Origin of the sequence: Mycobacterium deserti (genome assembly GCF_025345615.1) — a bacterium.
GTDB classification, from domain to species: Bacteria; Actinomycetota; Actinomycetes; order Mycobacteriales; family Mycobacteriaceae; genus Mycobacterium; species Mycobacterium deserti.
The window spans coordinates 289,345-308,697 of record NZ_JAODWD010000005.1; the positions used below are offsets into that span (position 1 = coordinate 289,345).

Annotated in this window: 19 protein-coding genes; 16 read left to right on the plus strand and 3 right to left on the minus strand. The window is 66.7% G+C overall.

Annotation, left to right across the window (positions count from 1 at the left end; genetic code table 11):
* Positions 1-50 precede the first annotated feature (50 nt).
* The 6 genes from N4S67_RS21210 to ahcY all read left to right on the plus strand — a co-directional run bounded on the left by N4S67_RS21210 (position 51) and on the right by ahcY (position 5,479).
* Positions 51-1,520: an amino acid permease gene (locus tag N4S67_RS21210; protein ID WP_260994992.1), complete on the plus strand. Its 1,470-nt coding sequence runs from the start codon at positions 51-53 to the stop codon at positions 1,518-1,520.
* Between the two features lie 224 nt (positions 1,521-1,744).
* Positions 1,745-2,893 (plus strand): alkane 1-monooxygenase, encoded by a 1,149-nt coding sequence (locus tag N4S67_RS21215; protein WP_260995283.1) that lies wholly within the window; start codon positions 1,745-1,747, stop codon positions 2,891-2,893.
* Positions 2,890-3,063: a rubredoxin gene (locus tag N4S67_RS21220; protein WP_260994993.1), complete on the plus strand. Its 174-nt coding sequence runs from the start codon at positions 2,890-2,892 to the stop codon at positions 3,061-3,063. The genes N4S67_RS21215 and N4S67_RS21220 overlap by 4 nt, the downstream gene beginning before the upstream one ends.
* The gene (locus N4S67_RS21225; RefSeq protein WP_260994994.1) at positions 3,060-3,242 is read left to right on the plus strand and encodes a rubredoxin; all 183 of its coding nucleotides are present in this window, start codon (positions 3,060-3,062) and stop codon (positions 3,240-3,242) included. The genes N4S67_RS21220 and N4S67_RS21225 overlap by 4 nt, the downstream gene beginning before the upstream one ends.
* Before the next feature lie 17 nt (positions 3,243-3,259).
* Complete coding sequence (alkX, locus tag N4S67_RS21230; RefSeq protein WP_260994995.1) at positions 3,260-3,895, plus strand: TetR family transcriptional regulator AlkX; 636 nt, start codon at positions 3,260-3,262, stop codon at positions 3,893-3,895.
* Between the two features lie 117 nt (positions 3,896-4,012).
* Complete coding sequence (ahcY, locus tag N4S67_RS21235) at positions 4,013-5,479, plus strand: adenosylhomocysteinase (RefSeq protein WP_260994996.1); 1,467 nt, start codon at positions 4,013-4,015, stop codon at positions 5,477-5,479.
* A 74-nt stretch (positions 5,480-5,553) separates the two neighbouring features.
* On the opposite strand, the gene N4S67_RS21240 is transcribed toward ahcY, so the two are convergent.
* Together N4S67_RS21240 and N4S67_RS21245 are read right to left on the minus strand one after the other, a co-directional pair.
* Positions 5,554-5,919 (minus strand): heme-binding protein, encoded by a 366-nt coding sequence (locus N4S67_RS21240; RefSeq protein ID WP_260994997.1) that lies wholly within the window; start codon positions 5,917-5,919, stop codon positions 5,554-5,556.
* A 136-nt stretch (positions 5,920-6,055) separates the two neighbouring features.
* Positions 6,056-6,955: an LppU/SCO3897 family protein gene (locus N4S67_RS21245; protein WP_260994998.1), complete on the minus strand. Its 900-nt coding sequence runs from the start codon at positions 6,953-6,955 to the stop codon at positions 6,056-6,058.
* Positions 6,956-7,008: 53 nt separating this feature from the next.
* On the opposite strand from N4S67_RS21245, the gene N4S67_RS21250 reads away from it, so the two are divergent.
* The 7 genes from N4S67_RS21250 (at position 7,009) to N4S67_RS21280 (ending at position 13,417) form a co-directional block, all read left to right on the plus strand.
* A complete protein-coding gene (locus N4S67_RS21250; protein WP_260994999.1) occupies positions 7,009-7,641 on the plus strand; it encodes a dTMP kinase in 633 nt (210 codons plus the stop codon).
* A 61-nt stretch (positions 7,642-7,702) separates the two neighbouring features.
* Positions 7,703-8,389, plus strand: a complete 687-nt coding sequence (mtrA, locus tag N4S67_RS21255; protein ID WP_260995000.1) for a two-component system response regulator MtrA — start codon at positions 7,703-7,705, stop codon at positions 8,387-8,389.
* A 75-nt stretch (positions 8,390-8,464) separates the two neighbouring features.
* The gene (mtrB, locus tag N4S67_RS21260; protein WP_260995001.1) at positions 8,465-10,111 is read left to right on the plus strand and encodes an MtrAB system histidine kinase MtrB; all 1,647 of its coding nucleotides are present in this window, start codon (positions 8,465-8,467) and stop codon (positions 10,109-10,111) included.
* A complete protein-coding gene (gene lpqB / locus N4S67_RS21265) occupies positions 10,108-11,865 on the plus strand; it encodes an MtrAB system accessory lipoprotein LpqB (RefSeq protein WP_260995002.1) in 1,758 nt (585 codons plus the stop codon). Before mtrB ends, lpqB begins: the two co-directional genes overlap by 4 nt.
* Positions 11,866-11,966: 101 nt before the next feature.
* Positions 11,967-12,419, plus strand: a complete 453-nt coding sequence (locus N4S67_RS21270) for a hypothetical protein (RefSeq protein WP_260995003.1) — start codon at positions 11,967-11,969, stop codon at positions 12,417-12,419.
* A complete protein-coding gene (locus N4S67_RS21275; RefSeq protein WP_260995004.1) occupies positions 12,412-12,975 on the plus strand; it encodes a DUF6529 family protein in 564 nt (187 codons plus the stop codon). Before N4S67_RS21270 ends, N4S67_RS21275 begins: the two co-directional genes overlap by 8 nt.
* A 13-nt stretch (positions 12,976-12,988) precedes the next feature.
* The gene (locus tag N4S67_RS21280) at positions 12,989-13,417 is read left to right on the plus strand and encodes a QcrA and Rieske domain-containing protein (RefSeq protein ID WP_260995005.1); all 429 of its coding nucleotides are present in this window, start codon (positions 12,989-12,991) and stop codon (positions 13,415-13,417) included.
* Positions 13,418-13,436: 19 nt separating this feature from the next.
* On the opposite strand, the gene N4S67_RS21285 is transcribed toward N4S67_RS21280, so the two are convergent.
* Positions 13,437-14,744 (minus strand): DUF2252 domain-containing protein, encoded by a 1,308-nt coding sequence (locus N4S67_RS21285; protein WP_260995006.1) that lies wholly within the window; start codon positions 14,742-14,744, stop codon positions 13,437-13,439.
* Positions 14,745-14,820: 76 nt separating this feature from the next.
* On the opposite strand from N4S67_RS21285, the gene N4S67_RS21290 reads away from it, so the two are divergent.
* The 3 genes from N4S67_RS21290 to secA all read left to right on the plus strand — a co-directional run bounded on the left by N4S67_RS21290 (position 14,821) and on the right by secA (position 19,353).
* Positions 14,821-15,450 (plus strand): ComF family protein, encoded by a 630-nt coding sequence (locus N4S67_RS21290; RefSeq protein WP_260995284.1) that lies wholly within the window; start codon positions 14,821-14,823, stop codon positions 15,448-15,450.
* 340 nt (positions 15,451-15,790) lie between these two features.
* Positions 15,791-16,435, plus strand: coding sequence for a ribosome hibernation-promoting factor, HPF/YfiA family (gene hpf, locus N4S67_RS21295; RefSeq protein WP_260995285.1), 645 nt, complete (start codon positions 15,791-15,793; stop codon positions 16,433-16,435).
* A 104-nt stretch (positions 16,436-16,539) separates the two neighbouring features.
* Entirely contained in the window at positions 16,540-19,353 is a 2,814-nt protein-coding gene (gene secA / locus N4S67_RS21300; RefSeq protein WP_260995007.1) for a preprotein translocase subunit SecA, read from the plus strand.

Consider the following 19,353-nt stretch of genomic DNA (forward strand, 5'->3'; position numbering starts at 1 on the left):
ACAGTACAAGGTACGTTCCCGAGGTAGCTACCAGGGAGGACACGAAACTGATGGCCTGGCGGACCAAATCGGTGGAGCAGTCGATCGCTGATACCGATGAGCCGGACACCCGATTACGCAAGGACCTGAACTGGTGGGACCTCACCGTTTTCGGGGTGTCGGTCGTGATCGGGGCGGGCATCTTCACCATCACGGCGTCGACGGCGGGCAATCTCACCGGACCGGCCATCTCGATCTCGTTCCTGTTCGCGGCGATCGCCTGCGGCCTGGCGGCGCTGTGCTACGCGGAGTTCGCCTCAACGGTCCCGGTGGCGGGCAGTGCCTACACGTTCTCCTACGCGACGTTCGGTGAGTTCGTCGCCTGGATCATCGGCTGGGACCTGATCCTCGAGTTCGCCGTCGCGGCCGCGGTGGTCGCCAAGGGCTGGTCGAGCTATCTGGGCACGGTCTTCGGTTTTGGCGGCGGCACGGCGGAATTCGGCGCGTTCTCGGTGGATTGGGGCGCGCTGCTGATCATCGCGTTCGTCACGCTGATCCTGGCGATGGGCACCAAGCTGTCCGCGGGGGTGAGCCTGGTGATCACCGCGATCAAGGTCGGGGTCGTGCTGCTGGTCGTCATCGTCGGTGCCTTCTACATCGAAGCCTCCAATTTCACGCCGTTCGTGCCGCCCGCGGAACCGGGCGAAGGCGGCGGCGGCTCCGAGCAGTCCCTGTTCTCGTTGTTGACCGGAGCCGAAGGCAGTAACTACGGCTGGTACGGCGTGCTGGCAGGCGCGTCGATCGTGTTCTTCGCGTTCATCGGTTTCGACATCGTGGCCACCACCGCCGAGGAGACCCGCAACCCACAGCGCGACGTGTCGCGCGGAATCCTCGGTTCCCTGGCGATCGTCACGGTGCTCTACGTGGCCGTGGCCGTCGTGCTGACCGGAATGGTGTCCTACACCGAACTGCGCGACGCCGGCGAGGATGCCAACCTGGCGACTGCGTTCTCGGCCAACGGCGTGGATTGGGCCGCGAAGGTCATTTCGATCGGCGCGCTGGCGGGGTTGACCACGGTGGTGATCGTGCTGGTGCTCGGGCAGACCCGGGTGCTGTTCGCGATGAGCCGCGACGGACTGCTGCCGCGACCGCTGGCGAAGACCGGTAAGCACGGAACGCCCGTGCGCATCACGCTGATCGTCGGCGTTCTGGTCGCCATCGCCGCGTCGGTGTTCCCGATCGACAAGCTCGAGGAAATGGTCAACATCGGCACGCTGTTCGCGTTCGTGTTGGTCTCGGCCGGCGTGATCGTGCTGCGCCGAACCAGGCCCGACCTGCCGCGCGGCTTCCGCGCGCCGTGGGTGCCGGTGCTGCCGATCGCGGCGATCGTGGCGTGCGTCTGGCTGATGCTCAACCTGACCGGCCTGACGTGGATCCGCTTCCTGATCTGGATGGCCATCGGCGTCGTCGTCTACTTCCTCTACGGCCGCCGCCACTCGATGCTGGCCCAGCGCGAACGGGCCGCCGCCACCACCCCCTAGCCAGCGATTTCGGCGCGCTAACAGTCGTTCAGCGATCGTTAGCGCGCCGAAAACGGTCTGCAGCGGTTTACAAATGACGGTGTGATGTCTAGACAGCCGACATAACGGCCTCTATAGTCAAGTCCAGACGTGACGGCACTCACTTCAGGAGGTATCCGGTGACCACGCAATTGTCCGAACTCGAACTAGCGCAGTGGCGCGACAAGAAGCGCTACCTCTGGCTGATGGGGTTGATTGCGCCGACGGCGCTGTTCGTCATGCTCCCGCTGGTGTGGGCGTTCAACCAGTGGGGCTGGCATGGCGCCGCTGCGGTGCCGTTCTGGATCGGCCCGATCCTGCTGTACGTGCTGTTGCCCGCGCTTGACGTGCGGTTCGGCCCGGACGGACAGAATCCGCCCGACGAGGTGATGGAGCGGCTGGAGAACGACAAGTACTACCGCTACTGCACCTACATCTACATCCCGTTCCAATACGCCAGCGTGATCATGGGCGCCTACCTGTTCACCGCGTCCGACCTGAGCTGGCTGGGCTTCGAGGGCGGGCTGGGCTGGCCGGCGAAGATCGGGCTGGCGTTGTCGGTGGGCGTGCTCGGCGGTGTCGGTATCAACACTGCGCACGAAATGGGCCATAAGAAGGAGGAGTTGGAGCGGTGGCTGTCGAAAGTCACGCTGGCACAGACGTTGTACGGCCACTTCTACATCGAGCACAACCGCGGCCACCACGTGCGGGTCGCGACGCCGGAGGACCCGGCCTCCGCCCGATTCGGCGAGACGTTCTGGGAATTCCTGCCGCGCAGCGTGTGGGGCAGCCTGAAGTCCTCCTGGGAACTGGAGGCCAAGCGGTTGCGTCGAGCCGGCAAGAGCCCGTGGCACTGGTCCAACGACGTGCTGAACGCATGGGCGATGTCGGTGGTGTTCTACGGCATCCTCATCGCCGTCTTCGGTGTGGCACTGGTCCCGTACGTCGTCATCTCCGCGGTGTTCGGCTTCACCCTGCTCGAGACGGTCAACTACCTGGAGCACTACGGGCTGCTGCGACAGAAGACCGAAAGCGGCCGCTACGAGCGGTGCACACCGGCGCACAGCTGGAACTCCGATCACATCGTGACGAACTTGTTCCTGTACCACCTGCAGCGCCACAGCGATCACCACGCCAACCCGACCCGCCGCTATCAGACGCTGCGCAGCATGGAGGGTGCTCCGAACCTGCCGAGCGGCTACGCGTCGATGATCGCGCTGACGTACTTCCCGCCGCTGTGGCGGCGCGTGATGGATCACCGGGTTCTGGACCACTACGACGGCGACATCACCCGGGTGAACATCCATCCGCGGGTGCGCGACCGGGTGCTGGCCAAGTACGGAGCGCGGGCGTGAGCGCGTTCCGCTGTGCCGGCTGTGACTACGTGTACGACGAGGCGAAAGGTGCTCCGCGGGAGGGGTTTCCGGCCGGAACGCTGTTCGAGGACATCCCCGAGGATTGGTGCTGCCCGGATTGCGCAGTACGCGAGAAGGTCGATTTCGAAGAGGTAGGAGTGAAGCAGTGAGTGATTACAGAATGTTCGTCTGCGTGCAGTGCGGGTTCGAGTACGACGAGGCCAAGGGGTGGCCGGAAGACGGCATCGCGCCGGGCACCCGCTGGGACGACATCCCGGAGGACTGGAGCTGCCCGGATTGTGGCGCGGCGAAGTCGGACTTCGAGATGGTGGAGGTGGCCCGTTCGTGACCGTTAGTGTCGCGGTCGTGAGTGCACTGCGGCGCGACAGACGGACCGCGCAGCGCATCCCGTACGCCGAGGCGTCCAGGGTGCTGCTGCGCGATTCGATTCTGGACGGCATGCGCGAGGAGCTGCTCACCCGCGACTGGTCGGCGATCACGCTGTCGCACGTGGCCAAGGCCGCCGGCATCAGCCGCCAGACGATCTACAACGAGTTCGGCTCACGGCAGGGCCTGGCGCAGGCGTACGCACTGCGTCTGGCCGACCGGCTCGTGGACCAGATCGACGAGTCGATCGAGGGCAACGAAGGCGACGTGAAGGCCGCGTTCGAGCAGGGGTTTCGGGACTTCTTCACCGAGTCCGCCGCCGATCCGCTGGTGATCTCGCTGCTGACCGGAGACATCAAACCCGATCTGCTGCAGCTCATCACCACCGACAGCGGACCGATCATCACGCACTGCAGCCGGCGGCTGACGGCCACGTTCGTGGACAGTTGGGTGCAGGCAAGCGAAGAGGACGCCGGGGTGCTGGCCAGAGCCATCGTCCGACTGGCGATGAGTTACGTGTCGATGCCCCCCGAGGCGGACCACGATGTGGCTCGTGACCTGGCCAAATTGATGACGCCGTTCGCCGAACGCTACGGTGTCATAGATATCCCTTAGCTGTCAGAGCGCCAAGCGCCTGTCCCGCGAGCCCGCAGGCTGAGGGTTTTCCGCATGGGTGTCCTCGGCGCACATCTGTGCGCCGCACGACAATGACGAACGAAAAAGGGGCTCTACATGACTGCACCAACACTGACCGCCGATGTCCGCAACGGCATCGACTACAAGGTCGCCGACCTGTCGCTGGCCGAGTTCGGCCGCAAGGAGATCCGGCTCGCCGAGCACGAGATGCCCGGTCTTATGGCGCTTCGGCGCGAGTACTCCGAGGTGCTGCCGCTCAAGGGCGCCCGGATCTCCGGATCGCTGCACATGACGATCCAGACCGCCGTGCTGATCGAGACGCTGGTCGCACTCGGCGCCGAGGTTCGCTGGGCGTCCTGCAACATCTTCTCCACCCAGGACCACGCGGCCGCGGCCGTCGTCGTCGGCCCGAACGGCACGCCGGAGGACCCCAAGGGCACTCCGGTCTTCGCATGGAAGGGCGAGTCACTCGAGGAGTATTGGTGGGCCGCCGAGCAGATGCTCACCTGGCCGAACGAGCCCGCCAACATGATTCTCGACGACGGCGGCGACGCCACCATGCTGGTGCTGCGCGGCGCGCAGTTCGAGAAGGCCGGCGTGGTTCCGCCCGCCGAGGAAGACGCCTCCGACGAGTACAAGGTCTTCCTGAACCTGCTGCGCGCGCGGTTCGAGACCGACAAGGGCAAGTGGACCAAGATCGCCGAGTCGGTCCAGGGCGTCACCGAGGAGACCACCACCGGTGTGCTGCGGCTGTACCAGTTCGCCGCCGCCGGTGAGCTGTCGTTCCCGGCGATCAACGTCAACGACTCGGTCACCAAGAGCAAGTTCGACAACAAATACGGCACCCGCCACTCGCTGATCGACGGCATCAACCGCGGCACCGACGTCCTCATCGGCGGCAAGGCCGCGCTGGTGTGCGGCTACGGCGACGTCGGCAAGGGCTGCGCCGAGGCACTCAAGGCCCAGGGCGCACGGGTGGCCGTCACCGAGATCGACCCGATCAACGCACTCCAGGCGCTGATGGACGGCTTCGAGGTCAAGACTGTCGAAGAGGCCGTCGGCTGGGCCGACATCATCATCACCGCGACCGGCAACCAGGGCATCATCACCCTCGAGCACATGCGGTCGATGAAGCACCAGGCGATCCTGGGCAACATCGGCCACTTCGACGACGAGATCGAGATGGCCCGGCTCGAGCGTGACCCGGACATCCGTCGGATCAACATCAAGCCTCAGGTCGACGAGTTCGTCTTCCCCGACGGGCATTCGATCATCGTGCTGTCGGAGGGTCGCCTGCTGAACCTGGGCAACGCGACCGGCCACCCGTCGTTCGTGATGAGCAACAGCTTCTCCAACCAGGTCATCGCGCAGATCGAGCTGTGGACCAAGAACGACGAGTACGACAACGAGGTCTACCGCCTTGCCAAGCACCTCGACGAGAAGGTCGCGAAGATCCACGTCGAGGCGCTCGGCGGCTCGCTGACCAAGCTCACGAAGGAGCAGGCCGAGTACATCGGCGTCGACGTCGAAGGCCCGTACAAGCCGGAGCACTACCGGTACTGAGTCGGTCGCCATCGAAACTGCGGTCGGATCGCGATTTCCCTGAAATTCGCGATCTGACCGCAGTTTCGGCGTCTCTAAGGGCTGACCGCAGTGCCGCAGCGGTTCTTCATGTCCACCAGCGGTTGGCGGATGCCGTTCATCTCGGCGTCCTCCTGCGGGTGGGTGGCCATATAGCCGTCCACGCGGGTCGCGACCTGCTCACGGGACAGGTCACCGAGCGTGCTCATGAAACCATTCAGATCGGGATGGGTGAACAGATACGCCGAGGCCGAGGCGTCCACGCCGGCTTGGACGCCCTGCAGGTCGGCGGTGGTGCAATGCGGCGGATCAACGGCGGGGTCCCCGGTCGCGTTGGCCAGGGGAGCGGCGCACAGTGCGGCGACGGCGGCCACTCCCGCCAACAGGGTCATCGACAGGTGGCGCGTGGTGACGTTGGGCATGAGCTGAGCTCCTCGGGATTGGCTGTTTGCTGCCAGTCTGGAGTCGCCGCCGTGGTGATGCAAAGCCTCCCAAGGCCTTACACAGAAAACGCGCAGGCGTTCCGAAGCTTCTCGGGCCGAGCCTGCTCCGTCTGCCTCAACGGGCGGGTTCCAGGCAGTACAGCCGCGCCGGTTGGACGTAGGAGATCGGTTTCGAACCGGCCCGGCACCGCGTGTCATCTGTCGTACCGTCGAACCGCTGGACGACCTTGACCTGAGCCAGCGAGCTCACGCAGTTCCGGTGAGCGAACGGCGCTTCGGTCATATCGACGGTGTTGACTGAATAGCATTCGCCCTCAATGAAATTAGCGGCGAAGCACAGCGTTTCGTCATCCCAGAACAACGTGGTGTAGTCGGTGTCGTCGCGGCGTTTGCCGTCCGGACACATCGCATTCGCACCACCCTTGGAGACGAGTTCCATGACGGCCCGCGGGTCCTCGCAGTCCGAAGGCTCCGGGTTGCGTTCGGTGAATTCGCTGTCGAGTACGCAGTCGCCGATCACGAGACCGTCACCGGCGGCAGGCGTGCTCGTCGCGGTGCTCGACCGCGACGGACTGCTTGAACTGCTCGAACTGCTCGAACGAGAAGAACTACTCTCCGAATCCGGCGACGACGACAACGTGGCGGCTCGGACCACGCCGCCCAGCAGCGACAGAACGAGGATCGCCGAGCCCGCGATGATCAGCCCGGTGCCGCGCGGCTTCGGCCGCGGCGGCGGCCATTGACCGGGCTGCGGATAGTAGTAGGGCGGTTGGGCGCCAGGAGGATACGGCGGGTAGCCCTGCGGCGGGTAGGGGCCGTAACCGGGTGGCGGCGGTTGGCGCCGGGTCCGCTGGACGAGCCCGACGATCAACAGCGTCAGACCGATCAGCGGTATCGCCAACGCCCCGATGACGACGCCGATGGTGTAGGCGGCCATGTGTGCCCTTCCGCTGTTGAACTGTCCGGTCAAATTGTCCGCTGCTTCACGCGGCAGCGCGTACACATGTTTGCGCACCGACTCGATCCGTCACGCCGCCGGTCCGCGTCGCCACAGATACGCTGCGGTGCGTGCTCATCGTGATCGAAGGCGTCGACGGCGCCGGCAAACGCACGCTGACCGATGGACTGCGCGCCGCGTTCGAGGCGGCGCACAAATCGGTCGCCACGCTTGCCTTTCCGCGCTACCACCACTCGGTCACGGCCGACCTGGCCGCTGAGGCCCTGCGCGGCGAGCACGGCGACCTCGCGGGATCCGTCTCTGCGATGGCGGTGCTGTTCGCTCTCGATCGCGCGGGCGCCATGGACCAGATCGCCCATCTCGACGCCACCCACGACGTCGTGATTCTCGACCGCTACGTCGCGTCCAACGCCGCCTACAGCGCCGCGCGCATGCACCAGGGCGTCGACGGCGACATCGTCGAGTGGGTGCGGTGGCTCGAATACGACCGGCTCGGGCTCCGAAAGCCCGACTGGCAGGTGCTACTGGCCGTGCCAACAGAACTCGCCGCCGAGCGGGCCGACAACCGGGCCCGCGAGGAAGCCGACCGAGCCAAGGACGCCTACGAGCGCGACGACGGTCTGCAGCGGCGCACCAACGAGGTGTACTCCGCGCTGGCGGCCGAGCACTGGTGCGGCCGGTGGGTGACTGCCGGTCCCGACGTCGATCCGGCGGCACTCGCGTCGACGCTGAGCGGGCGCTGAGACCGTTCAACACGCAAAACGCCCGTGTGCTAGCCGCGTTTTGTCGCGTTTTGGTGACACCATGGATTCCATGAGGCAAAGGATTTTGGTTGTCGACGACGACCCTTCGCTCGCCGAGATGCTCACCATCGTGCTGCGCGGAGAAGGTTTCGACACCGCGGTCATCGGCGACGGCACGCAGGCGCTCACCGCCGTGCGTGAACTGCGCCCGGACCTGGTGCTGCTCGACCTGATGCTGCCCGGCATGAACGGCATCGACGTGTGCCGCGTGCTGCGCGCGGACTCGGGTGTGCCGATCGTGATGCTGACGGCCAAGACCGACACCGTCGACGTGGTGCTCGGCCTGGAATCCGGTGCCGACGACTATGTGATGAAGCCGTTCAAGCCGAAGGAACTCGTCGCCCGCGTGCGCGCCCGGCTGCGCCGCAACGAGGACGAGCCGGCCGAGATGCTCTCCATCGCCGACGTCGAGATCGACGTGCCCGCCCACAAGGTGACCCGGCAGGGTGAGCAGATCTCGCTGACGCCGCTGGAGTTCGACCTCCTGGTCGCGCTGGCACGCAAACCACGGCAGGTGTTTACTCGTGATGTGCTGCTCGAACAGGTGTGGGGATACCGTCACCCCGCCGACACCCGTTTGGTGAACGTGCATGTCCAGCGTTTGCGGGCCAAGGTCGAGAAGGACCCGGAGAACCCGCAGGTGGTGCTGACCGTTCGAGGAGTGGGATACAAGGCCGGACCGCCGTGAGTCCGCACGGCTGCGCCGTGGCCATGATCTTGACTCCTCGGCGGTCGTCGTGTTCTTGACCGCTCGGCGGGCGCCGTGATCTTCAGCTCGCGACGGCGCATTCACCGGCGTTCGGCACCACTGGTACGCGGTCTCGGTGCGCTGGGTCGAGCGCTGGCGCTCGCCTGGCGACGCTCTCTGCAGCTGCGGGTGGTGTCGCTCACGCTGGGGCTGTCGCTGGCCGTGATCATGGTGCTGGGCTTCGTGCTGACCAGTCAGATCACCGACCGCATCCTCGAAGTCAAAGTCCGCGCCGCGACCGAAGAGGTCGACCGTGCGCGCGGCACTGTCAGCGGCATCGTCGGCGGTGAGGAGACTCGTTCGCTCGACAGCAGCCTGCAACTGGCGCGCAACACCTTGATCGACCGCACCGCCGACGCCGGCACCGGATTGGCGGGCACCTTCGACGCGGTGCTCGTGGTGCCCGGCGACGGTCCGCGCGCGGCGACCGCCGCGGGCCCGGTCCAGCAGGTGCCCAACGCGCTTCGCGAGTTCGTGACGGCCGGTCAGGTCAGCTACCAGTACGCCACCGTCAACACCGACGGCTTCTCCGGCCCCGCGTTGATCGTCGGCAGCCCTACCTCGTCGCCGGTGACCAATCTCGAGCTGTACCTGATCTTCCCGCTCAACAACGAAGAGTCCACAATTGCGCTCGTGCGCGGCACCATGGCCACCGGTGCGGTCGTGCTGCTGGTACTCCTCGCGGCGATCGCCCTGCTGGTGGCCCGCCAGATCGTGCTGCCGGTGCGGTCGGCTTCGCGGATCGCCGAGCGGTTCGCCGAAGGACACCTCACCGAGCGCATGCCCGTGCGCGGTGAGGACGACATGGCTCGTCTGGCGGTGTCGTTCAACGACATGGCCGAGAGCCTGCACCGCCAGATCACCCAGCTCGAGGAGTTCGGCAACCTGCAGCGCCGCTTCACCTCCGACGTCAGCCACGAACTGCGCACCCCACTGACGACGGTGCGCATGGCCGCCGACCTCATCCACGACCACAGCGAGGACCTCGACCCCGCGCTGCGCCGCTCCACCGAGCTGATGGTCAACGAGCTCGACCGGTTCGAGACACTGCTCAACGACCTGCTCGAAATCTCGCGCCACGACGCGGGTGTCGCCGAGCTGTCGGTCGAGGCGGTGGATCTGCGCTCCACCGTGCAGAGCGCCTTGGACAACGTCGGACACCTCGCCGCCGACGCCGACGTCGAACTGATCGTCGATCTGCCCCCCGCGGAGGTGATCGCCGAGGTCGACGCGCGCCGCGTCGAGCGGATCCTGCGCAACCTGATCGCCAACGCCATCGACCACGCCGAGCGCAAGCCCGTGCGCATCCGGATGGCGGCCGACGAGGACACGGTCGCGGTCACCGTGCGCGACTACGGCGTCGGCTTGCGCCCCGGCGAGGAGAAGCTGGTGTTCAGCCGCTTCTGGCGCTCCGACCCGTCGCGGGTGCGGCGTTCCGGCGGCACCGGACTGGGACTGGCGATCAGCATCGAGGACGCCCGCCTGCACCAGGGCCGCCTCGAAGCGTGGGGCGAACCGGGCAAGGGCGCCTGCTTCCGACTCACCCTGCCGCTGGTACGCGGCCACAAGGTGACGACGAGTCCGCTTCCGATGAAGCCCGTTGTCGCGGAACGGCCGCCGCGTCGTACCCGCGACCGCGAGCCCGCCGAGGAGACGGTGTGAAGCGCCTGCTCGCGATCGTGTGGCTGCTGGCCTGCGTCCTGGCGGGATGCGCCGGCGTGCCCAGCTCCTCGGCGCCGCAGGCCATCGGCACCGTCGACCGCCCCGCGCCACCGAGCCTGCCGAAGCCGACTCCGGACATGGACCCGGACGTGCTGCTGCGCGAATTTCTCAAAGCCACAGCCGATCCCGCGAACAGGCATCTGGCGGCCCGGCAGTTTCTCACCGAGTCGGCCTCAGGGGCGTGGGACGACGCCGGTAGCGCACTACTGATCGACAACGTGGTGTTCGTCGAAACCCGCAAGCCGGAGCGAGTTTCGGTGAACATGCGCGCCGACATCCTCGGGTCGCTTTCGGACATGGGCGTCTTCGAGACCGGCGAGGGCGCGCTGCCCGACCCCGGCCCGATCGAACTGGTGAAGACTCCGGACGGCTGGCGCATCGACAAACTGCCCAACGGCGTATTCCTGGACTGGCAGCAGTTCCAGTCCACCTACAAGCGCAACACGCTGTACTTCGCGGACCCGACTGGCCAGACCGTCGTACCCGATCCGCGGTATGTCGCGGTGTCCGACCCCGACCAACTGGCCACCGAACTGGTGAGCAAGCTGGTCGCTGGCGCGCGCCCGGAGATGGCGGGCACCGTGCGCAACCTGCTCGGCCCGCCGCTGAAACTGCGTGGCCCGGTCACCCGCGCCGACGGCGGGAAGATGGGAGTCGGCCGCGGCTACGGCGGCGCGCGCATCGACGTCGACGGCCTGTCGACGACCGACCCGCACAGTCGGCAACTGCTTGCGGCGCAGATCATCTGGACGTTGTCGCGCGCCGGGGTCAACGGACCCTACGTGATCAACGCCGACGGCGCGGCGCTCGACGACAGGTTCGCCGACGGCTGGGAGACCTCGGACGTCGCCGCCACAGATCCAGGCGCGTTCCCCGGAGCGGCGGCCGGCCTGCACGCGCTGGTGAACGGGTCGCTGGTGTCGCTCGACGGCCAACGGGCACCGCGGGTGTCCGGATCGTTCGGTTCCACACCGAATCAGACCGCCGCGGCCGTCTCGCGCTCCGGACAGGAAGTGGCCTCCATCGTGACGCTTCGCCCCGGCGCACCCGACATGGTGTCGTCGCTGTGGGTCGGGCCGCTGGGCGGCAACGCGTCGCAGGGGCTGGAGGGGCGCAGCCTTTCGCGGCCGAGCTGGTCGCTCGACGACGCGATCTGGGTGGTGGTCGACGGCATCAACGTGGTGCGCGTCATCCAGGACGCCTCCGGCGCCCCGGCGCGCATACCGGTCGACTCGGCACGCGTCTCGTCGAGATTCCCCGGCGTCATCGCCGAGCTGCAACTGTCGCGCGACGGTACTCGCGCCGCAATGGTCATCGGGGGACAGGTGATCATGGCCGGAGTCGAGCAGACGCCGGGCGGCGGCTACGCGCTGACCTACCCTCGACGCCTGGGCTTCGGACTCGGCAACACCGTGGTGTCCCTGTCGTGGCGCACCGGCGACGACATCGTCGTCAGCCGAACCGATCCCGCGCATCCCGTCTCCTACGTCAACCTCGACGGGGTCAACTCCGACGGCCCGAGCCGCAACCTGCTGATGCCTGTCAGCACCGTGGCAGCGAGCCCGTCGACGGTGTACGTCGCAGACGAGCGCGGCGTACTTCAGCTGTCCGCCTCGGCTGCCGAGGACAACCCGGCGTGGGCCGAGGTGCGCCCGTTGATGGCCAACAGTGCGGTGCCCGTGCTCCCGGGCTGATGCGGCCCTCGCCTTTCGCGCTTTGAACCGTCTCGCGGCATCGCCCGTTGTGCTGACAGAACGACGCCACAGGCGTTTGCTATCAGCCAGGAGTAGAAGACATGACGATTCGCGGTCCACTGATCACGTTGGGTGCCGTCGCGGCCCTCGGCGGCGCCATCCTCTCTCTCAACGTGGCGCAAGAGCCCGGGACGGCGTCGCCCACGCCGGTCGCGGAGACGTCCACCACCGCCGCGCCGACGCCCGCCCAGCCGTTGGAAACCTTCCCGCAGCACGCGGACTACGTCGGCGACATCCCGACCGCCGACGGGACGCTCACCGTGGAGATCAGCGTCGACGGCTCCGAAGCGAGCGCATACGCCTGCGACGGCTACGCCATCGAGTCGTGGCTGCGCGGACCCGCCGTCAATGGCACCATGCGCCTGGCGAACACGGACCGAAGCAGCCGCCTCGACGGCAGGCTGGAGAACGCCACCCTCGTGGGCACGCTCTGGATCGGAGAGCGGAAATGGGACTTCACGGCGGCCCGGCTGAAGGGTGAGGGCGATGTCTGAGTCGCCGACGACTCGACAGCCGACCACCGCCGGCGTGGGCGGCCTGGCCGCCGTGGTGATAGGTGCCCTCGTCGCGGTCGGACTTGGCGCGTTCGGGAAAATGCATGAGCCGCAGTTCTTCTCGATCAACGTGGCGGGGTTCTCCAGCGGCACCGCGGTGAAGTCGTGGCTGGCCACCCTGGCGGTGGCGCTGGCGGTGTTCCAGTTGGCATCGGCATTCGCGATGTACCGGTTGACGCCGGGCGGCCGGGCGCCTGCGTGGATCGGCACGGCCCATGTCTGGTCGGGACGCCTGGCCGTGCTGGCGACCGTGCCGGTGGCGGTGCACTGCCTGTATGCGCTTGGCTTCGCGTCGACTGACACCAGGGTGCTGTTCCACTCACTGTTCGGATGCTTCTTCTATGGCGCCTTTGCGACGAAGATGCTCCTGCTCACGCGAAGGGGCGTGCGGGCATGGGTGGTTCCGATCGCGGGGGGATTGGTCTTCTTCGGCCTGGTCTACACCTGGCTGACGTCGGCGTTGTGGTTCTTCCAGACGACCGGCATCACGTTCTAACGAAAGGATTGCAATGCGTCGCAAACAGTTCATCATCGGAGCCGGACTTGGTCTGGTCGCCTCCGTTGCCGCGGCCTGCACCACTTATGGAAGGAATGAAGACTCCGGATCGGATTCTCCGACAACAGAACCCGCGTCTGCGTCGGGTCCGGGAACGCCCGCCGCGGATGCCATCGCCAAGACCGCCGATGTGCCCGTTGGTTCTGGTGTGATCGTCGACGACATCGTGTTGACCCAGGCTTCGGCCGGTGACTTCAAGGCATTCTCGGCGATCTGCACCCACGCGGGCTGCAAGTTGGCCGACGTCGCCGGCGGAACCATCAACTGCCCGTGTCACGGCAGCAAGTTCAACTTGGACGGTACCGTCGCCAACGGTCCGGCATCGCGCCCGCTCAACGCCGAAGCGGTGTCGGTGCAGGGTGACTCGATCGTCCTGGGGTGAGCGACGTCGTCGCGCCTCGCTAAGTGGACGTGACACCGGGAATGCGGCCCTCGCGGAACGCCTCGACGAAGTGCCGGTGATCGTCACGCACCACCGCGGCGTACTCCAGGCCGAATGTGACCATGTCACGGGCGAATTCGTCGATGCGTTCACCGATGACCGTGTCGATCGCCTCCTCGGTCTGGAAGTCGACCAGCGACTGGTCGCTGTCGGTATCGCCCACACAGTGCACCTTGGCCACTGCCTGCCCCAGCTGCGACACCACCTCGGCGAGCTCGTCGGGCTCGGTCAGCTCACTCCATTCCAAATCGGCATCGTAGGGCGATAATTCGCTGACGACGAAGCCTGTCCCGTCGATGTCGGTGTACCCGAGCAGCGGGTCGGCGTGCGCCTGCAGCGCGCGCTGCGACACCGCGGTGCGGTGCCCGTGGTTGCGGAAGAACTCGTGCACCTTCTGGTCGGTCACGACCCGGCTGGGAGCTGCGACGTTGCCCTGCTTCATCGACAACACGGCGTCGTTGTCGAGCGCCTGGTTGAACCCCTCGATCAGCACCGTGTAGGTCGGCAGGCCCGCGCTGCCGATTCCGTGCCCGCTCTTGGCGACCACGTCCTTGATGTCGTAGGTGATGCCCTGGAAGCGTTTGGTTTTCGGGATCGTCTCGAGGTACCGATCGAACGCGTCGGCCACCTTTTCGCGTTCGCCCTCGTCGAGCCGGCGCACCCCGCTGGAGTCGCGGAACCGCCTGTCCCACTCGTCGACTCGCGTGATGCGGTTCAACAGGTCCGACCGCGTCGACAGCCGAGCGGACTGCAAGGCCGTCAGCACCGCGCCGCGGGCGGTGTCGAGGTTCAGCGAGAAGCTCGCGTCGTCGTCGGTGTGGAGGAACCAGCGCACCTGGTCGACGTAGGCCCGGATGAAGGTGTCGATCAAACCGCTGATCTCGGCGTCCGACAGCGCTTTCTGCCAGCACATCAGCGCGACGCTGGCGGCGAACCGCTGCAGGTCCCAGGTGAAGTGTCCGATGTAGGCCTCGTCGAAGTCGTTGACGTCGAAGATCAGCTTGCCCTCGCCGTCCATGTACGTGCCGAAGTTCTCCGTGTGCAGGTCGCCCTGAATCCACACCCGGCTGGTGCGATCGTCGGCCCACCGGTCCTCGCGGGCGGCCACGTCGGCGTAGAACACGCACGCGCTGCCACGGTAGAAGGCGAACGGCTCGGCCGCCATCTTGCGGAACTTGGTCCGGAACCCGTCGGGGTCGGCCTCCATGAGGTCGGAGAAAGCGTTGACCAGGCAGTCGACGATGAATGATTCACGCTGGTCGGCCATGACGGTGGGTTCCCCGAAGTCGGCGAACTTACGCAGGCCGCTCGGCTTGTCACCGGCAGCCGCGAGACTGGGCGTCGTGCTCGACCTTGTTCTTCCGCTGCACTGCGGCGGGTGCAGCGCGCCGTCGACGCGCTGGTGCCCGCAGTGCGCACGAGAGTTGGCGGTCGCCGACGACCAGCCGCATCTGATCACGCCGCGGCTCGATCCCGGCGTGCCGGTGTTCTCCCTCGGCCGGTATGCCGGCGCCAGGCGGACCGCGATCGTCGCCGTCAAGGAGCAGGGCCGTGCGGACCTGGTCGCTCCGCTGGCCGCCGCGCTACGCGCCGGGCTCGAACACCTGCTGAGCTGGGGCGTGGTCGACACACCGGTGAGCGTCGTGGCCGCCCCCACGCGCCGCTGGGCCGCCCGGCGCCGCGGTGGGGATCCTGTCCTGCGGATGGCGATGGCCGCAACCGCCGAACTTCCCGGCGTTGCGGTGGTGGCGGCCTTGCGCACCCGGGCCCTGGTTTCGGACTCCGTCGGCCTGTCCAGTGCCGACCGGCAGCGCAACATCGCCGGCCGGGTCAAGCCCGTCAAGCCCGTCGCCGGAGAGGTGGTGCTCGTCGACGACATCGTGACCACCGGCGCCACCGCCGGTGAGTCCGTGCGCGTTCTGCACAACGGAGGCGCACGTGTCGCGGCCGTCCTTGCCGTCGCAAACGCATGATCCCGTCGTGACGAGATGGGCGATTTCAGTGACGTCACCAATTGTGAAGAACTGAAAACAGGTCGGCGAATTTACTGGCACTACCGGGTGAACACGGACTACCGTCGGCAACAACCACCCGTGAATGCCTCACGGCGGCGCTCGGCACGAAGCGCCAACATCGCGACCAGCGGTAGGAGGTGAGTAGACGACACCTTGCACCGGCGGGCCGCGACCAGGCATGAGACATGCAGAGCCCGTCGGCGCGATTCGAGCTAGCCGGGCACGCTGACGCGTGCGGACGCGAAAGAGAAACGAGTTACTAAGCATGTCAACGGATTCCATCAATTCGACCCGCACAATGGTGGTCGAGGACGAACAGCCCGAAGCCGCCCTCCGCGCCGAGGTTGCGGTCACCGGTCGCAATGTCGAGATCCCTGATCATTTTCGTAATTACGTCTCCGAGAAGCTCCAGCGCCTCGAACGGTTCGATCGCACGATCTACCTCTTCGACGTCGAACTCGACCACGAGCGCAACCGTCGCCAACGCAAGAATTGCCAGCACGTCGAAATCACCGCGCGCGGTCGCGGCCCGGTGGTACGAGGCGAAGCCTGTGCCGACAGTTTCTACGCCGCTCTCGAGGCGGCGGTGTGCAAACTCGAGAGCCGGCTACGGCGTAGCAAGGACCGGCGCAAGATCCATTACGGCGACAAGACGCCCGTGTCGGTCGCCGAGGCCACGGCCGCGGGCCTGGCCGTCGACCCGTTGACGCCGCAGCAGTCCACCGACGGGACACCGCTCGACGTGGCCGTCGACGACCACGCACCCGGGCAGATCGTCCGGGTCAAGGAGCACCCCGCCACACCGATGACCGTCGACGACGCACTGTCGCAGATGGAGTTGGTCGGCCACGACTTCTTCCTGTTCCACGACAAGGAGACCGACCGGCCGTCTGTGGTGTACCGGCGCCACGCCTACGACTATGGACTGATCCGGCTCGCCTGAGCCGGGGGCCGGTTCCGCCCGGCCCGACGCCGTTCGGCCGACCGTGGCTGCATGTCACCTACCATGGGTTGAGCTCAAGACTTCGAACCCATAGGGGAAATAGCGTGCTGCAGAAGTTGCTGCGTCTCGGCGAAGGCCGCATGGTCAAGCGCCTCAAGGGGGTGGCTGACTACGTCAACACCCTGGCCGACGACATCGAGAAGCTCTCCGACGCCGAACTGCGGGCCAAGACCGACGAGTTCAGGAAGCGCTTCGACGACGGGGAGAGCCTCGACGATCTGCTGCCCGAGGCGTTCGCCGTGGCGCGCGAGGCTTCGTGGCGGGTCCGCGACCAGCGTCATTTCGATGTCCAGGTGATGGGCGCCGCGGCGCTGCACTTCGGCAACGTCGCCGAGATGAAGACCGGCGAAGGCAAGACGCTGACCGCGGTGCTGCCCGCCTACCTCAATGCGCTGTCCGGCAAGGGCATGCACATCGTCACCGTCAACGACTATCTGGCCAAGCGCGACGCCGAGCAGATGGGCCGCGTGCACCGGTTCCTCGGCCTGAGCGTCGGGGTGATCCTGTCCGGGCTCACACCCGACGAGCGACGGGCCGCATACGCCGCCGACATCACTTACGGCACCAACAACGAGTTCGGCTTCGACTACCTGCGCGACAACATGGCGCACAGCCTCGACGACCTCGTGCAGCGCGGCCACAACTTCGCGATCGTCGACGAGGTCGACTCGATCCTCATCGACGAGGCTCGTACGCCGCTGATCATCTCCGGCCCCGCCGACGGCGCGTCGAACTGGTACACCGAGTTCGCGCGGCTGGCTCCGCTGATGGAGAAGGACGTCCACTACGAGGTCGACCTGCGCAAGCGCACCATCGGTGTGCACGAGATCGGCGTCGAGTTCGTCGAGGACCAGCTCGGTATCGAGAACCTGTATGAGGCGGCCAACTCGCCGCTGGTCAGCTACCTCAATAACGCCCTGAAGGCCAAGGAGCTGTTCAATCGCGACAAGGACTACATCGTCCGCAACGGCGAGGTCATCATCGTCGATGAGTTCACCGGCCGCGTGCTCGTCGGTCGCCGCTACAACGAGGGCATGCACCAGGCCATCGAGGCCAAGGAGAACGTCGAGATCAAGGCCGAGAACCAGACTCTGGCCACCATCACGCTGCAGAACTACTTCCGGCTCTACGACAAGCTCTCGGGCATGACCGGCACCGCGCAGACCGAGGCCGCCGAACTGCACGAAATCTACGGCCTCGGCGTGGTTTCCATTCCGACCAACAAGCCGATGATCCGCGGCGACCAATCCGACCTCATCTACAAGACCGAGGAAGCCAAGTACATCGCGGTCGTCGACGACGTCTCGGAGCGCTACGAGAAGGGGCAGCCGGTGCTGATCGGCACCACCAGCGTCGAGCGCTCGGAATACCTGTCGCGACAGTTCCAGAAGCGCCGCATCCCGCACAACGTGCTCAACGCGAAGTACCACGAGCAGGAAGCCAACATCATCGCCGAGGCCGGCAGGCTCGGCGCGATCACCGTCGCCACCAACATGGCAGGCCGCGGCACCGACATCGTGCTCGGCGGCAACGTGGACTTCCTGGTCGACCGGCGGCTGCGCGAGCGCGGGCTCGACCCGGTGGAAACGCCGGAGGACTACGAGAAGGCCTGGCACGAGATCGTCGCCCAGGTCAAGGCCGAGGCCGCCGAGGAGGCCAAGGACGTCATCGCGGTCGGCGGCCTGTACGTGCTCGGCACCGAACGCCACGAGTCCCGCCGCATCGACAACCAGCTGCGTGGCCGTTCCGGCCGCCAGGGTGACCCGGGTGAGTCGCGGTTCTACCTGTCGCTGGGTGATGAATTGATGCGGCGCTTCAACGGCGCGACGCTGGAGTCCCTGCTGACCCGGCTCAACCTGCCCGACGATGTGCCGATCGAGGCGAAGATGGTCACCCGCGCGATCAAGAGCGCGCAGACCCAGGTCGAGCAGCAGAACTTCGAGGTCCGCAAGAACGTCCTCAAGTACGACGAGGTGATGAACCAGCAGCGCGTGGTCATCTACGCGGAGCGCCGCCGCATCCTCGAGGGCGAGAACCTCGCCGAGCAGGCCCACAAGATGCTGACCGACGTCGTCACCGCCTACGTGGACGGCGCGACCGCCGAGGGCTACTCCGAGGATTGGGACCTCGAGCAGCTGTGGACCGCCCTGCGCCAGCTCTACCCGGTCGGCATCGACCACAACGACCTGATCGACTCCGACGCCGTCGGCGAACCCGGCGAGTTGACCCGCGAGGAGCTGCTCGACGCGTTGATCGCCGACGCCGAGCGCGCATACGCCGAACGCGAAAAGCAGCTCGAGGAGATCGCGGGCGAGGGTGCGATGCGCCAGCTGGAGCGCAACGTGCTGCTCAACGTGCTCGACCGCAAATGGCGCGAGCACCTCTACGAGATGGACTACCTCAAGGAGGGCATTGGCCTGCGGGCGATGGCGCAGCGCGATCCGCTGGTGGAGTACCAGCGCGAGGGCTACGACATGTTCGTCGGCATGCTCGAAGGTCTGAAGGAGGAGTCGGTCGGCTTCCTGTTCAACGTGCAGGTGGAGGCCGCGCCCGCCGCGCCCGCAGTGGCGCCCGTCGCGACGCCCTCCGGGCTCGCGGCGTTCGCACAGGCCGCCGCGGCCAAGGCGTCCGAGCAGGGCGGGGTGGCCACTAAGGAGCGTCCGGCTCCCTTGCGCGCCAAGGGGATCGACGACGACGCGGCGCCGCCGCTGACCTACACAGGTCCGTCGGAAGACGGCTCTGCCCAGGTGCAGCGTTCCGACGGCGGCCGGCACTCGGCACCGAGCACGTCGCGGCGGGAACGGCGCGAGGCCGCGCGTCAGCAGGCGAAGGCGGCAAAGGGCAGCCGCAGGCGCTGA